At 68.7% G+C, this 15,349-nt stretch carries 10 protein-coding genes and 1 pseudogene; 8 read left to right on the plus strand and 3 right to left on the minus strand.

The window, feature by feature from the left end:
- The first annotated feature begins 103 nt into the window (after nt 1-103).
- The 5 genes from ABZ117_RS23225 (at nt 104) to ABZ117_RS23245 (ending at nt 5,415) form a co-directional block, all read left to right on the plus strand.
- Nucleotides 104-1,468 carry a sugar ABC transporter substrate-binding protein gene (locus tag ABZ117_RS23225; RefSeq protein WP_356823613.1) on the plus strand — a complete coding sequence of 455 codons (1,365 nt, stop codon included), beginning with the start codon at nt 104-106 and terminating at the stop codon, nt 1,466-1,468.
- An 83-nt stretch (nt 1,469-1,551) separates the two neighbouring features.
- Nucleotides 1,552-2,514, plus strand: a complete 963-nt coding sequence (locus ABZ117_RS23230) for a sugar ABC transporter permease (RefSeq protein WP_356823615.1) — start codon at nt 1,552-1,554, stop codon at nt 2,512-2,514.
- Nucleotides 2,514-3,383: a carbohydrate ABC transporter permease gene (locus ABZ117_RS23235; RefSeq protein WP_356823616.1), complete on the plus strand. Its 870-nt coding sequence runs from the start codon at nt 2,514-2,516 to the stop codon at nt 3,381-3,383. The genes ABZ117_RS23230 and ABZ117_RS23235 overlap by 1 nt, the downstream gene beginning before the upstream one ends.
- Nucleotides 3,380-4,369: a zinc-dependent alcohol dehydrogenase family protein gene (locus tag ABZ117_RS23240; RefSeq protein WP_356823618.1), complete on the plus strand. Its 990-nt coding sequence runs from the start codon at nt 3,380-3,382 to the stop codon at nt 4,367-4,369. The genes ABZ117_RS23235 and ABZ117_RS23240 overlap by 4 nt, the downstream gene beginning before the upstream one ends.
- Complete coding sequence (locus ABZ117_RS23245; RefSeq protein ID WP_356823620.1) at nt 4,366-5,415, plus strand: carbohydrate kinase; 1,050 nt, start codon at nt 4,366-4,368, stop codon at nt 5,413-5,415. The genes ABZ117_RS23240 and ABZ117_RS23245 overlap by 4 nt, the downstream gene beginning before the upstream one ends.
- Before the next feature lie 178 nt (nt 5,416-5,593).
- On the opposite strand, the gene ABZ117_RS23250 is transcribed toward ABZ117_RS23245, so the two are convergent.
- Nucleotides 5,594-6,748 carry a N(5)-(carboxyethyl)ornithine synthase gene (locus tag ABZ117_RS23250; RefSeq protein WP_356823622.1) on the minus strand — a complete coding sequence of 385 codons (1,155 nt, stop codon included), beginning with the start codon at nt 6,746-6,748 and terminating at the stop codon, nt 5,594-5,596.
- Between the two features lie 1,094 nt (nt 6,749-7,842).
- On the opposite strand from ABZ117_RS23250, the gene ABZ117_RS23255 reads away from it, so the two are divergent.
- From ABZ117_RS23255 to ABZ117_RS23265, 3 genes are read left to right on the plus strand one after another with little or no spacing between them, the layout of a single operon-like run.
- Nucleotides 7,843-9,240 (plus strand): lectin, encoded by a 1,398-nt coding sequence (locus ABZ117_RS23255; RefSeq protein WP_356823624.1) that lies wholly within the window; start codon nt 7,843-7,845, stop codon nt 9,238-9,240.
- A gap of 48 nt (nt 9,241-9,288) precedes the next feature.
- Nucleotides 9,289-11,514, plus strand: coding sequence for an RICIN domain-containing protein (locus tag ABZ117_RS23260; RefSeq protein ID WP_356823626.1), 2,226 nt, complete (start codon nt 9,289-9,291; stop codon nt 11,512-11,514).
- Between the two features lie 26 nt (nt 11,515-11,540).
- Nucleotides 11,541-12,833, plus strand: coding sequence for a ThuA domain-containing protein (locus tag ABZ117_RS23265; protein ID WP_356823628.1), 1,293 nt, complete (start codon nt 11,541-11,543; stop codon nt 12,831-12,833).
- Between the two features lie 75 nt (nt 12,834-12,908).
- Here the strand turns inward: ABZ117_RS23265 and ABZ117_RS23270 are convergent.
- Together ABZ117_RS23270 and ABZ117_RS23275 are read right to left on the minus strand one after the other, a co-directional pair.
- Nucleotides 12,909-13,088 (minus strand): annotated as a pseudogene (locus ABZ117_RS23270) (IS30 family transposase); the annotation flags it as partial.
- Between the two features lie 621 nt (nt 13,089-13,709).
- Nucleotides 13,710-15,068, minus strand: coding sequence for a beta-1,3-glucanase family protein (locus tag ABZ117_RS23275; protein WP_356823629.1), 1,359 nt, complete (start codon nt 15,066-15,068; stop codon nt 13,710-13,712).
- Nucleotides 15,069-15,349: the final 281 nt, after the last annotated feature.

Genomic DNA, 15,349 nt, shown 5'->3' on the forward strand with positions numbered 1-15,349 from the left:
CCGACGGCACCTCCCTGGCGGCGCAGCCGACAACCGTCTGCCCGATCCCACATTCTCCGTGCCCTTCGCCGTCCCCACCCGTCATTCCATGAAAGGGAAGATCATGGCTTCGAGACCGACTGTTCCGCGGAGTGCCGTGCCCCTGGGCGCGCTGGCCGTGTGCGGGACGCTGCTCACAGCGTGCGCGGGCGCCGGCGGCGCAGGGGGTGGCTCCGGCTCCCACTCCATCAACGTGCTGATGGTGAACAACCCGCAGATGGCCGACCTGCAGAAGCTCACGGCGGCCAACTTCACCAAGAGGACCGGCATCAAGGTCAACTTCACGGTGCTGCCGGAGAACGACGTCCGCGACAAGATCACCCAGGACTTCTCCAGCCAGGCCGGCCAGTACGACGTGGCCACGATCAGCAACTACGAGACGCCGATCTACGCCAAGAACGGCTGGCTCGCCCCGCTGACCTCGTACGCGAAGAAGGACACCGCCTTCGACCAGAGCGACGTCCTGCCGACCCTGCGGGAGTCGCTGACGGTGTCCGGCCAGGTCTACGCCGAACCGTTCTACGGCGAGTCGTCCTTCCTGATGTACCGCAAGGACGTCTTCAAGGAGAAGGGACTGACCATGCCGGCCCGCCCCACCTGGCGGCAGGTGGCCGCCCTGGCCGCCAAGGCCGACGGCGCCAGGCCCGGGATGAAGGGCATCTGCCTGCGCGGCCTCCCGGGATGGGGTGAGGTGATGGCTCCCCTGACCACGGTGGTCAACACCATGGGCGGCACCTGGTTCGACAAGGACTGGAAGGCCCGGGTCGACAGCCCCGCCTTCACCAGGGCGACCAAGTTCTATGTCGACCTCGTGCGAGCCCACGGCGAGACGGGCGCGCCGCAGTCCGGCTTCGCCGAGTGCCTCAACAACGTGGAGCAGGGCAAGGTCGCCATGTGGTACGACGCGACCTCCGCGGCCGGGTCGCTCGAAGCCGGCGGATCACCGGTGGCCGGGAAGATGGGCTACGCGCCCGCGCCGGTCGACCGGACCAGGAGTTCGGGCTGGCTCTACACCTGGGCCTGGGGCCTCCAGAAGGCGAGCAAGCACCAGGACGACGGGTGGAAGTTCATCTCCTGGGCGTCCAGCAAGGAGTACGAGGACCTGGTGGGCAAGAAGCTCGGCTGGTCCCGGGTCCCGGCGGGCAAGCGGAACTCCACCTACACCGACCCGCGGTACGTCGCCGCGGCGTCGGCCTTCGCCGAGGCCACCGCGAACGCGCTGAAGTCCGCCGACCCGGACAACCCCGGCGTGCAGCCCCGGCCCGCCCCCGGCATCCAGTTCGTCGGCATCCCCGAGTTCACCGACCTGGGCACGCAGGTCTCCCAGCAGATCAGCTCCGCCATCGCCGGCAGGACCGGTGTCGAGCAGGCGCTGAAGTCCAGCCAGACGCTCGCCGAGAAGGTCGCCGCCAAGTACGCGGACAAGTGATCCCTCCCCGATCCCCCGACGTTCCCGGCCTCCCGGTCCCGCCCCCGCGGGACCGGGGACGGAAGCACAGCGGAGACACACCGATGACCCTCACCCATTCGCTCACCAGGCGTACCCGAGCGCCGCGGATCGCGGAACAGGCGGCGCCCCCACGGCGGTCTCGCGGGGCATGGGCCCGGCGGGCCCCGCTGCTCCCGGCCCTGGTCTTCATGATCGTGGTCACCCAGCTGCCGTTCGTGGGCACCGTGGTGATCTCGTTCATGCGCTGGAACGCACTCGACCCCGACAACCGCGCCTTCGCGGGCCTGCACAACTACAAGGACGCGGTCACCGACCCGCAGCTGCGCTCCTCCCTGCTGACGACCGTCACGCTGACGGCCACCGTGGTCCTGGTCAGCCTGGTACTCGGCCTGGGGCTGGCCCTGCTCCTCGACCGTCGGTTCCGCGGCCGCGGCATCGTCCGCACCATGCTGATCACCCCGTTCCTCGTCGTGCCCGTGGCCTCCGCCCTGCTGTGGAAGCACGCGCTGTACAACGCCACCTACGGGCTGATCAACGGATCGCTGACCTGGCTGTGGGACCTGTTCGGCAGCGACAGCGCGCCGCAGCCCGACTGGCTGTCCTCGCTGCCGCTGATGTCCGTGGAGGCGTCGCTGATCTGGCAGTGGACGCCCTTCATGATGCTGATCCTGCTGGCCGGACTACAGAGCCGCCCCATGGACGCCGTCGAGGCGGCCCGCGTGGACGGTGCGACCACCTGGCAGGTCTTCCGCTACCTCACGTTCCCGCACCTGCGCCGCTATCTGGAGCTGGCCTCCCTGCTCGGCAGCATCTACGTGGTGCAGAACTTCGACGCCGTCTTCACGCTCACCGGCGGCGGCCTGGGCACCGCCAACCTGCCCTACACCGTCTACGAGACCTTCTACCAGGCGCACGACTACGGGCAGGCCTCCGCGGAAGGCGTCATCGTCGTCCTCTGCTCCCTCCTCGTGGGCAGCTTCGCGCTCAGGACGGTCTCGTCCCTGCTCCGAGAGGAGATCCGCTGATGGCCGCGACCCTCACCACCGGCCCCACGGGCAGCCCCGGCGGCGGGGCCCGACGCCGGCGCGGCGCACTGGGCCTGCTGGCGTGGCTCTCGGGAGTCGTGTTCTTCCTTCCGGTCGCCTGGATGGTGCTCACCTCGCTGCACGGCGAGTCCGACGCCGCGACCAACCCACCGAGCCTGGGGGCCCCGCTGACCCTCCGGGGCTACCGAGAGTTCTTCGGCGCGAGTACCGGTGTCTCCCCCTGGCCGCCGCTGATCAACTCCTTGTCCGCGAGCGTCCTGTCGACGCTCCTGGTGCTGGTGCTGTCCATCCCGGCCGCCTACGCGCTGTCCATCAAGCCGGTGCGTAAGTGGACGGACGCGATGTTCTTCTTCCTGTCCACCAAGATGCTGCCCGCGGTGGCCGGACTGCTGCCGGTGTATCTGATCGCCAAGGACAGCGGTCTGCTCGACAACGTCGCGCTGCTGGTCGTCCTCTACGCCTCGATGAATCTTCCGATCGCGGTATGGATGATGCGTTCGTTCCTCGCCGAGGTGCCCGTCGAGATCCTGGAGGCGGCCGCCATCGACGGTGCGGGACTGCCCACCGTCCTTGCCCGGATCGTCGCGCCGGTCGTCGCCCCCGGCATCGCCGCCACCTCGTTGATCTGCTTCATCTTCAGCTGGAACGAACTGCTGTTCGCACGTGTGCTCACCGGTGTCGTCGCCGGCACCGCACCCGTGTTCCTCACCGGCTTCGTCACCAGCCAGGGCCTTTTCCTGGCCAAGGTGTGCGCCGCCGCCGTCTGCGTCTCCCTGCCGGTCCTCATCGCCGGATTCGCCGCCCAGGACAAGCTTGTCCAGGGCCTGTCCCTCGGAGCAGTCAAGTGAAAGCCGCCGTCATCAGCTCGCCCGGCCAGGTCGGCGTCGAGACCGTCGACGATCCCGCCCCCGGCCCCGGGCAGGTGGTGATCGAGGTGTCGGCCTGCGGCCTGTGCGGCACCGATCTCCACATCCTGCAAGGCGAGTTCGCACCCGCCCTGCCCATCGTTCCCGGGCACGAGTTCGCCGGCGAGGTCGTCGCCCTGGGCTCCGGCGTACGCGGCCTGGCCGTCGGCGACCGGGTCGCCGTCGATCCCTCTCTGTACTGCCACGAGTGCCACTACTGCCGTATAGGGCGCGGCAACATGTGCGAGCAGTGGAACGCCATCGGTGTCACCGTCCCCGGCGGCGCGGCACAGTACACGGCCGCCCCCGCCGCCAACTGCGTGAAGCTCCCCGAGCACGTCCGCACCGAGGACGCCGCCCTCATCGAGCCGCTGTCCTGCGCGGTACGCGGCTACGACATCCTGCGCTCCACACTCGCCAGCAATGTGCTGATCTACGGCTCGGGCACTATGGGCCTGATGATGCTGGAACTCGCCAAGCGCACCGGGGCGGCCACCGTCGACATGGTCGACATCAACGACGACCGGCTCGCCACCGCCCGCACGCTCGGCTGCAGCAACGCGGTGACCACCGCCGACGCCCTCGAGCGCCCGCGCGGCTGGGACGTGGTCATCGACGCCACCGGCAACGCCCACGCCATCCAGGACGCCCTCGGCCGGGTCGGCAAGGGGGGCACGTACCTCCAGTTCGGCGTCGCCGACTACGCGACGCGGGCCACCATCGCCCCGTACCGGATCTACAACGAGGAGATCACCATCACCGGCTCGATGGCGGTCCTGCACAGCTACGAGCGCGCCGCCGAACTGTTCGCCGCGGGGGTGCTCGACCCGGAGATCTTCATCAGCGACCGGCTGCCGCTGGTGGACTACGCCGAAGCCCTGCGGCGGTTCCAGGCGGGGAAGGGCCGGAAGATCCAGGTACTGCCGTGACCAGGGGTACCGGACGCGGGCACGGCCGGGCCCGCACAGAGCCGGCGCCCGACGTCCCGGCCGGCGCAGGGGACTCGACGGCCCCCGCACTCCCGGCGATCGTCATCGGCGAGGCACTGGTGGACATCATCGCCGGCCCCGACGGTTCCCGCCGGAACCACCCCGGTGGCAGCCCCGCCAACGTGGCGCTGGGCCTCGGCAGACTCGGCCACCCGGTCCGGCTCGCCACCCGCGTCGGCCACGACCACTTCGGCAGCCTGGTCCGGAAGCATCTGGAGGGCAGCCGGGTCGAGCTGTCACCGGGATCCGTGGTCGACGCCGCCACCTCCACGGCGACCGCCGTACTCGATGCCGCGGGCGCCGCGAGCTACACCTTCGACATCACCTGGGCACTGTCGGCGGCCGTCGAGGAAGCGCTGCGCGACGGACCGCCGGCGCACGTCCACACCGGATCCATCGCTACCGCCCTGAATCGCGGAGCCGACCAGGTCTTCAGGGCGCTGCACGCCCTACGGGCCTCTGCCACCCTCTCCTACGACCCCAACCTGAGGCCCGCGCTGCTCCGCTCCGCGGAGCGGGAGCGTGAACGGGTGGAACAGCTCGTCGCCCTCAGCGACGTGGTGAAGGCGAGCGAAGAAGACCTGGCCTGGCTCCACCCGGGCGAGAGCCCCGACAGGACGGCGGCGCGCTGGGCACGAAGCGGCCCGGCGCTGGTCGTCCTCACCCTGGGCGCGAACGGCGCCCGGGCCTGGTGGCGGCACGGCTGCCAGGACATCGTGCCGGTGCCCGTCCGGGTGAGGGACACCGTGGGGGCGGGCGACGCGTTCATGGCAGGGCTGGCCGGCCGACTGCTGGACGCCGGGCTGCTGGGGGGCGGCCCGGGAGCCGAGGCAGCGACGGCCCGCACGGCACTGCGCGCGGCGACGGACACCGATCGCCTGCCCGCGGTCCTCGGCGAGGCGCTGGCGGTGGCCGCCCGGGTAGCCGCGCTCACCTGCGGGCGTGAAGGAGCAGACCCGCCCACAGCGGCAGAACTGCTGGTGTGAAGGGTGTAGACGTCGGCTGTCTCATTCCGGGGACACGCCATGTCGTCTCAGATTCTGTCCCCGGAAGCGACGCGAAGTCAGGGAAGTCGGCGACGTACGAGCGACGGCTGGCGGAAGACCGGGACGTCTGGTCGACGGCGTACCCGGGTGGGTATGCCGTCGACCAGGCGGCGTCGGTTCAGAGCCGCGCGTGCGGGTACTGTTCGGCGCGGTGCTGGAAGGCCAGGACCGCGGGGTTCTGGACGACGCCGCCGCGAATCTCGATCGCTCGGCTGATCGTGCGGTCACCGTCCCAGCCGGCCGGCCCTTCGAGGACCGGCCGCAGGAACGGCATCAGCGCCTCGCTGTTCTCCCAGGTGGCTGCATCCCACAGGTAGGAGGGGCTGTGGTCCACGGCGTAGTAGTGGACGTGGTCGCCGACGGTGAACATCGGGGCGTCGAAGGTGGTGGGCCGAGCCCAGGCGAAGCCCATGCCCTCGTCGCAGGAGACGTCGATGACGAGGGTGCCGGGCGCGAGCTTCGGCAGGTCCTCCTCTATGAGGAACATCAGCGGCGCCGCGGTGTCCTGGAGCACGCAGTTGACGATGATGTCGTGCCCGGCGAGGAACTCGGCCAGCGGCTCCGGACCGTCCTCGGTGAGCGCGATGCTGCGCCGCGGGTCGAGGGTGTCGTCGGCCACGTCGTGGTCGAAGTGCACGATCCGTGCCGAGTGGATCGGTGAGCTGACGGCGGCGATGCCGCGGGCGGTCAGCACGTCCACGTCGTGAACGCCCAGCGCGCTGAGCGCGGTCACCGCGCCGCGAGCGGTGGCGCCGAAGCCGATCACCACCGCACGCCGCCGGCGCCCGTAGTCACCGGTCGTTCCGGTCAGCTGCATGGCGTGCAGCACCGACGAGTAGCCGGCCAGCTCGTTGTTCTTGTGGAAAACGTGCAGGCTGAACGTGCCCTCCCGGGTCCAGTGGTTCATCGCCTCGAAGGCGATCACCGTGAGCCTGCGGTCGATGGCGGCCTGCGTGACCTTCTCGTCCTGCACGCAGTGCGGCCACCCCCACAGCACCTGCCCGTCCCGCAGCTCCGCCAGATCCTCGTGCAACGGTTTGGCCAGCAGGATGACGTCACACTCCGCGATCAACTCCTCGCGTGAGCGAAAACCGGCGACCCACGGTGCAAGCTGACGGTCCGGAACGCCGAAGTGCTCGCCGTAGCCGGTCTGCAGATAGATGCTGCGCCGGAGGTCGACATCGACGCGTTCGAAGTGCGCTGGGTGGATGGGCAGACGGTGCTCGTTCTCTTTGCGGGTCTGCGACATGATTCCGAGCTTGAGCTGCTGCAAAGTACCCCTCTGATCACTACATTTCTAACACACCCGCGGGGTGCCGAGCCTCGGTTGGCAGTACTGTCCGGGCCGGGCGCCCTGATGGGCACCCCACTCAGGCGCCTTCAGCTGACAAGCGGGGGAACACCGGTCCGGGCTGCCGTCCGCCTCACCCTCGCCGCCCGGCGGCCGGACGCTGTCACGGAAAGGGCGCGGTGCGGGCTTCGGCCGGCGAGGGCCCTGCATCTTCTGGAGGGCGGCTCTGCGGGGCGTGCCGTGACAGTACAGCCCACTGTTGACCACGTTCTCCCCGGAAGGACCTGAGAGGTTGCCGTGCCACGCCGACGCGCCACCGGGCGGCGGAGACAACACCTGCCGGCCGCACCCTTCCCTCCACGGTCGAGCCTTCCGCGAGACAGTCCGATGAGCCTTATTGCGGTCAACGGCCAGCCGGCACATGTCCTGTTCGTGCACTTCGGGATCGTGCCGCTCAACACACTGCCACTCGTCGTCTGTGCGATCCGGGCCCGCGCCGCGCGGCGGCTGGGCGTCGTGCTGCCGGTGCCGGCCCTCGTCACGCCGGCGACCGTCCCCGTCAGGACGAATGCGGGAGAGCGGCTCGAAGCGCACGTCGACAGCGGCGCACTGGTGCGCCGGCACGGCACGCTGAGCTCGGTGACGGCCTGCTGCCGTGGGCCATTGGCCTCTTCGTGCTGTCCGCGGCGGTCTGGTGGGTGGCCCGTCGCACGGTCACCGGCCAGGAGGGTGCCGCTCCCAAGCCGACTCGCTGGACCTCGGCGCCGGTCCGGATCGGTCCATGTCCCGTTGCTCGTGGCTGAGGTTCCGCACCGCCTGAGCCTCGGCTGACCGCTGTCACATTCCGGTGCCGCACGCCGGATTCCCGGCTGCCCGTCGTCCCGCCGATGGTTGACGGCTCGTTCAACTCCTTGGGAGGAAATCCCGATCCGACGCCTCCCTTGCCTTCACCTCTTGACGCGTCTGGTGCAGACCTTTAAGTTCACCGATCACCGAGCCTCCACGAATGCGCTCGTCGTTCACGTATGCGAACATCCCCCACCATCAGCCACTTCTGAAGGGCTGTGATCCCCTTGATGGTCAGACGTTCCCTCGCGCGCTCCACCGCGCTGCGCGTCACCCTCTCGACCGCAGCACTGACCCTCTCCGCCAGTGCGATCAGCGTGTCGCCCGCGGCGGCGGCCACCGGCACCATCACCGGTCTCGGGGGCAAGTGCCTCGACGTGGCCGGTGCGAGTTCCACCAACGGCGCGGCCGTACAGCTCTACGACTGCAACGGCACCGCCGCCCAGCAGTGGACTGTCGGCTCCGACGGGACCATCCGGGCCCTGGGCAAGTGCCTTGACGTCACCGGCAACTCCACCGCCAACGGCGCCAGGCTCCAACTGTGGGACTGCGGCGGTGGCGCGAACCAGAAGTGGACGGTCAGCCCGGCCCGCGACATCGTCAATCCGCAGGCCGACAAGTGTCTCGACGTCACGGGCAACACCTCTGCCAACGGCACCGCCATACAGATATGGAGCTGCACCGGCGCGGCCAACCAGAAGTGGACCGCACCCGCCGCCGACGGGGGCACGACTCCGCCGCCCTCCACCTCCGCGCCGATGGCCGTCGCCCCGTACATCTACAACGGCTGGGGCAGCCCGCCCAGCCCCACCACCGTCATGAACGCCACCGGCGTCAAGTGGTTCACCCTGGCCTTCGTCCTCAGCAACGGCTACTGCAACCCCCAGTGGGACGGCGGCCGCCCGTTGACCGGCGGCGTCGACCAGCAGACCGTCAACACCGTGCGGGCGAACGGCGGCGACGTCATCCCGTCCTTCGGCGGGTACAGCGGCAACAAGCTGGAGAGCTCCTGCTCCAGCGCCGGAGAGCTGGCAGCCGCGTACCAGAAGGTCGTCAACGCCTATGGGCTCAAGGCCATCGACATCGACCTGGAGGCCGACGCCTACAGCAACTCCACGGTCCAGCAGCGCACCGTGGACGCCCTCAAGACCGTCAAGGCCAACAACCCGGGCATCAAGGTGTACGTCACCATCGGCACCGGACAGAGCGGTCCCGACACGAGTCTGATCAACAGGGCCGCCGCGTCCGGACTGACCGTGGACAGCTGGACCATCATGCCGTTCGACTTCGGCGGCGCCGGCCAGAACATGGGCACGCTCACGCAGCGGGCCGCGGAGGGCCTGAAGACGGCGCTCAAGAACGCCTACAAGTACACCGACGACCAGGCGTACCGGGACATGGGCATCTCGTCCATGAACGGCATCACGGACGTCAACGAGACCGTCACCACGGCCGACTTCCAGACCATCCTGGCCTACGCACAGCAGCACCACCTGGCGCGGCTGACGTTCTGGTCGGTCAACCGTGACCGTCCCTGCTCCGGCACCTACCCGAACAACGACACCTGCTCGGGCGTGGCCCAGAACGCCTGGCAGTTCACCAGCATCTTCGCCAAGTACACCGGCTGACGGACGCCCTCCTCCCCCTTCCTCCCCCCATCTACCCAGGAGAAATCCGTGCTCAGACGGAAGCGACTGTCCGGCCGCCACCGGATACCGAAGGCTCTGACCGCGGTCGCGCTGGTGGCGACCACGGTGACCGGCATCGAGTTCGCCTCGGAGAGCTCGGCCGGCGCGCAGACCTCCGCGGCGGACGCCCTGCCCACCGGCTACACCACCGTGGTCAACAAGGGCAGCGGCAAGTGTGTCGACGCCCGCTCGGCCGCGAGTGCCGACGGCACCGCCGTCCAGCAGTACTCGTGCAACGGCAGCACCGCCCAGAACTGGCAGCTGGTGGCCACCAGCGGCGGCTACTACCGGGTGAACAGCAACCTCGACGCCACCAAGGCCTGGGACGTCACCGGCGTTTCCACCGCCGACAACGCGACCGCCCAGCTGTGGACGTACTCCGGCGGCAACAACCAGCAGTGGCAGCCCGTCGCCGAGGCGGACGGCGCCTATCACTTCGTCAACCGCAACAGCGGGAAGTGCCTGGACGTCCCCAGCGCGTCCACCGCGGACAGTGTGCAGCTGGTGCAGTACACCTGCAACGGCAGTGCCGCGCAGTCCTTCATCCTGGGTGGCGGAGGCACGACGAACCCGCCGGGCACCCCGGACTTCGGTCCCAACGTGACGGTGTTCGACCCGTCGATGCCGTCGTCCAGCATCCAGTCCAAGCTGAACTCGGTCTTCTCCCAGCAGGAGACCAACCAGTTCGGCTCGGCCCGCCAGGCCCTGCTGTTCAAGCCCGGCACCTACAGCGCCAACGCCAACGTCGGCTTCTACACCCAGGTCGCCGGTCTCGGGTTCTCGCCCGACGACGTGACCATCAACGGTTCCGTGCACGCGGAGGCCGACTGGTTCCAGGGCAACGCCACCCAGAACTTCTGGCGCGACGCCGAGAACCTGTCGGTCAACCCCACCAACGGCAGCGACCGCTGGGCCGTCTCCCAGGCCGCCCCGTACCGGCGCATGCACGTGCGCGGCAACCTCGCGCTCGACGACGGCGGCTGGTCCAGCGGCGGCTTCATCTCCGACACCAAGGTCGACGGGCAGATCCAGTCCGGCTCCCAGCAACAGTTCCTCACCCGGAACTCGCAGATGGGCAGCTGGTCCGGCTCCAACTGGAACATGGTCTTCGTCGGCGACCAGGGCGCGCCCGCCCAGTCCTTCCCGACGTACACCAACGTGGCCAGCTCACCGACCATCCGCGAGAAGCCGTTCCTGTACGTCAACAGCGCCGGCGCCTACCAGGTGTTCGTTCCCGGGCTGCAGAGCAACGCCGTGGGCACCACGTGGAGCGGGAAGACCCCGGCGGGCAAGTCCCTGCCGATCGACCAGTTCTACATCGTCAAGCCTGGCGCCACCGCGGCCGACATGAACACCGCTCTTGCGGCCGGCAAGAACCTGCTGGTGACCCCCGGCGTCTACCACCTCAACCAGACGATCAACATCACTCGCCCCGACACGGTCGTGCTGGGCATGGGCCTGGCCACCTTCGTGCCGGACGGCGGGATCACGGCCCTCTCCACCGCTGACGTGGACGGCATCGAGATCGCGGGCCTGCTGATCGACGCGGGCACCACCAACTCCCAGACGCTGATGCAGATCGGTCCGGCCGGTTCGTCCGCCGCGCATGCGGCCAACCCGATCCAGCTGTCCGACGTCTTCATCCGGATCGGCGGCGCCACCGTCGGCAAGGCGACCGATTCGCTGGTGATCAACAGCGCCGGCACGATCATCGACCACAGCTGGATCTGGAGAGCCGACCACGGCAACGGGGGCACGGTCGGCTGGAGCACCAACACCGCGGACACCGGCCTGGTGGTCAACGGCAACAACGTGACCGCGTACGGCCTGTTCGTCGAGCACTACCAGAAGACCCAGGTCATCTGGAACGGCAACGGCGGCAGAACGTACTTCTTCCAGAACGAGATGCCCTACGACGCGCCGAACCAGTCCTCCTGGATGAACGGCAGCGGAAAGGGCTACCCCGCCTACAAGGTCGCCTCCTCCGTCACCTCCCACGAGGCATGGGGGCTGGGCAGCTACTGCTACTTCAGCGCCAACTCGAGCGTGGTCGCCGATCGCGCCTTCGAGGTGCCAAGTGTGTCAGGGGTCAAGTTCCACGACATGGTGACCGTATCGCTCGGCGGTGTCGGCACCATCAGCCATGTCATCAACAACACCGGAGGACCGTCCAACTCCAGCACCAACGTCGCCTACCTCACCAACTACCCGTAAACCGCGCAGAAAGGATCGATGAGCCGATGCACACCATCAGATCCGGTCCGGCGCGCGCCGCCCTGCGGGCCCTCGCCCTGCTGGCCATGCTGCTTGGTCCGGCCTCACCGCCGGCCGCCCAGGCGAGCTCCTCGGCGACGCCGTTCAAGGTACTGGCCCTCTACAGCGGCACCTACGACGCCGCGCACATCGACTTCGTCAAGGAGGCGAACGACTGGTTCCCCAAGCAGGCCGCGGCGAACGGCTTCACCTACACGGCCAGCAACAACTGGGACCTGCTCAGCAACGGCGGCGTGAACTCCTACCAAGTCGTCCTGTTCCTCGACGACTTGCCGCAGACGTCGGCCCAACGGACGGGCTTCGAGACGTACATGCGCCATGGCGGCGCCTGGTTCGGCTTCCATGTCGCCGCCTTCACGACCAATGCGGCGGGCTGGCCCTGGTACCACAACACGTTCCTCGGCTCCGGTGACTTCGCGACGAACACCTGGGGTCCGACGACGTCGGTCCTGAAGGTGGAGGACCGTACGCACCCGTCCACCAAGAACCTGCCGGCCACGTTCACCTCGTCGGTCAGCGAGTGGTACAGCTGGTCCAACGACCTTCGGCAGAACCCCGACATCAAGATCCTCGCCTCGATCGACCCCAGCAGCTTCCCCCTCGGCACGGATCCCAACCAGTCCTGGTACAGCGGCTATTACCCGATTCTGTGGACCAACACGCGGTACAAGATGCTGTACGCGAACTTCGGCCACAACGCGATGAACTACTCGACCGACACGCGTACGTCGTCGACGTTCGCCAGCACGACACAGAACCGGTTCCTGCTGGACGGCCTGAAGTGGCTGGGCGGGGCCGATACGACCACGCCGCCGGCGGACTCGATCTCCGTGACGGCCTGGTACTCACTGACAAATGCCGGCAACGGCACCTGTGTGGACGCCCGTTCGGCCGCCACGGCGAACGGGACCGCCATCCAGCAGTACGCCTGCAACGGCACTCAGGCACAGCAGTTCCAGTTCCGCTCGACCGACAGCGGCTACCGGCAGGCAGCCGTCCGCCCCGATCCACAGCAGGCCATCGACGTGACCGGCGTCTCGACGGCCGACAACGCGCCTCTTCAGTTGTGGAGTTACTCCGGCGGACAGAACCAGCAATGGCTGCCGGTGAAGGAGAGCACCGGGCGCTATCACTTCACGGCCCGGCACAGCGGCAAGTGCCTGACCGCGGCGAGCGCCTCGACGAACAGCGTTCAGCTCACGCAGCGCACCTGTGACGGCTCCCCCGCACAGAGCTTCACGCTGACCGCACAGCCCTGACCGACCCAGCACGAGGATGCCCCCGCCGCACACGGCGAATCCCAGGAGTCGTTGCAACACAGGTGATCGACTGGCTGTGGCCAGGAGCTTGGCGAGGCGCCCGGCCGGGGTTTCCCAGCCGGGCGCTTTGCGCGGGGGGCTACAGATCTCGGCGGCGACGAAGCCCAGGTGCTCGCGCCTGTGCCGGGACGGATCGGTGCCCTTCGCGAAGTACTGCCGCAGCGAACCGTTCACGTTCCCGTTCGAGCCGCGCCGGCACCGACCGCCCCGCCCCGGCCGGTGCCGAGGCAGCCCCATGCCCTGGCGTGGGCGATCTGGGGGCGCAGGATGCCCGCGGTCCGCCCGCGCTGGACGACCAGCGGGTGACCGCCGGGGTCGAGGACGGTGGTACGGGCTGTGTTTCGGGGGTGGTGGTAGGGGGATGGTGCTGGCCGCCTCGGTGTCGCTGACGCGGGTTGCCGCGTACAGGCCGAGCAGATTCGGTGCGGCCGGGGCGAGGAAGGCGGCGCGGTAGCCGGTCATGCCGGGCGCGGTGCGGGGAGGCCCGTGGTTATCGGGGCTATGCCCCGCTCGTCCAGCAGGTACAGGTTGAGGGTGAACAGGGCGCCCAGGCGACCTGGACGGACACGGTCTGTTCGAGGGCCGGACCGGTCCTGTCGCGACTACGGTGTCGTCGCTGCCGATAACACTGTCGGAGCGGATTCGGCTGTGACGTCTGCACCCGTGAACAGCGCCGTCGCGGCGGCGACGGCGCTCAGGTGACCGCGCGCCTTTCGATGTCCCACTTGGGACTCCTGCGACTTGACGGGCCTGCGGGGCCGGCGACAGCTTCCAGTGCAACGGCCCCGCGGTCAATCCCAGCGCGCGGGTTGGTCGTCACCAGCCGACAGCGACCAGCAGCCACTGCGGGCTGCCGTGGGAGATGAAGGACGACTGACCCGCGACGTCGTCGTAGGGGAAGCCGTAGGCGAGGTGGTTGATGGCGTTGTCATGCCAGAACTTGGCGTAGTAGTTCGCCGGTGCCGCCTTGTAGTACTGGGTCGGGTCGGCCTGCTGGGAGGCCGGCAGCGTGGCCACGTGGCGGTTGAGGGCCGCGCACATGTCGGGGTTGCTGGCCAGGGATGCGGCGCAGCCGAAGATGTCGGACGTGGCGGCGTTGACGCCGACGGACTGGGCGTAGGAGGTGAAGTAGTCGGCGTTGGCGCCGCCCGCGCGGAAGCTCGGGTCGCTGCCGGGTGCGATGATCCGGTACGGCGCCTGTGTCTGGGCCAGTACCTTGAACTGGTCCGGAACCGCGTTGGTGAAGCGCTGGAACGTGGTTGCCCGGTCCTCGGCGAAGGTCTCCCGGTTCTCGCCGACCTCGGCGTCGTAGCCGTCCTTGGCGTGCAGCCGCATGGCGAGTTTGAGTCCGAAGGCGTCGACGCGTGTGGTGTTGCCGTTGAAGACGTTGTTGCCGACCGTGAACTCGATGAAGTCGTAGTAGGGGCTGTTGGGTGAGCCCAGGTAGAAATACATGCGGCCTGCGGAGTTCGCCGGCATGTCGAGGTAGGGCTGTTCGGCGATGGAGTGCGTCTGGCCGTTGAAGCTCCAGTAGACCTGGCTGTCGGGGTACTTGCCGTTGGTCCGGTTGAGGATCTTCACCTCTACGGCGTTCAGCGCGGGCGGGATGTCGCTGGTGCTGCCCCAGAAGCCGTCCGGCGGAGTGGTGCCGCCGCCGGGGCCGTAGACCTGGAACTCATAGAGCGAATAGCCGTATTGGGTGGCCCGCGCGGTCCCGTAGAGGCGCACGTATCGGCCGCTGCCGGTGACGGTCAGGTCCTGGGTGCCGCCGGTGGCGTTGGTGGTGGAGTAGACCGTCGTCCAGTTGGCCCCGTCGGTGGAGGTCTGTATCTGGTAGGCCTTGGCGTAGGCGGCCTCCCAGGTGAGGGTGACACGGGTGATCTGCTGGACGGAGCCGAGGTCCACCCGGAGCCATTGGGGATCGGCGAAGGCCGAGGACCAGCGAGTGCCGGGATTGCCGTCGACGGCTGCGGTTGCGGGGAAGGACGCGTTCTCGGTGGAGGACGCGTTGGCGGGCCGCCCTTGGGACAGCAACTGGTCGTCGGCCCGTGCGGGCGAGGGCGTCAGGGCGACGAAGCAGGCGGTGAGCAGGGCGATGACCAGGACCAGAGCCGTGCGGGAGCGCGCCACATGCGCTGCCGGTCTGCGCGTGAGCGGACTGAAGGAAGTCTGCATGGGGGGTCTCCGGATGCCGAGTGGGCGTACGTGGGGGCTGGAGGAACAGCAGGCGTGAGAGCGCTCTCGGGGTTTGTACTCCCGCCTCTGCCCGGCGTCAACAACTGAACGCAAAACCAGGGGGAGTCCACAGGAACGGCAACGGCACACCTGCGTCTGTGACGACAAAGTCGGGCACAGCACTGTGTGATCTCCTCGGGACCCGCTCAATTGGCCGACCCCAGGCACCCTTGACCGTTCACCACTTGACGTGCCTGGTGCAGACCTTCTAGGGCGTGTAC

The organism is Streptomyces sp. NPDC006309 (assembly GCF_040613095.1).
Lineage (GTDB): Bacteria > Actinomycetota > Actinomycetes > Streptomycetales > Streptomycetaceae > Streptomyces.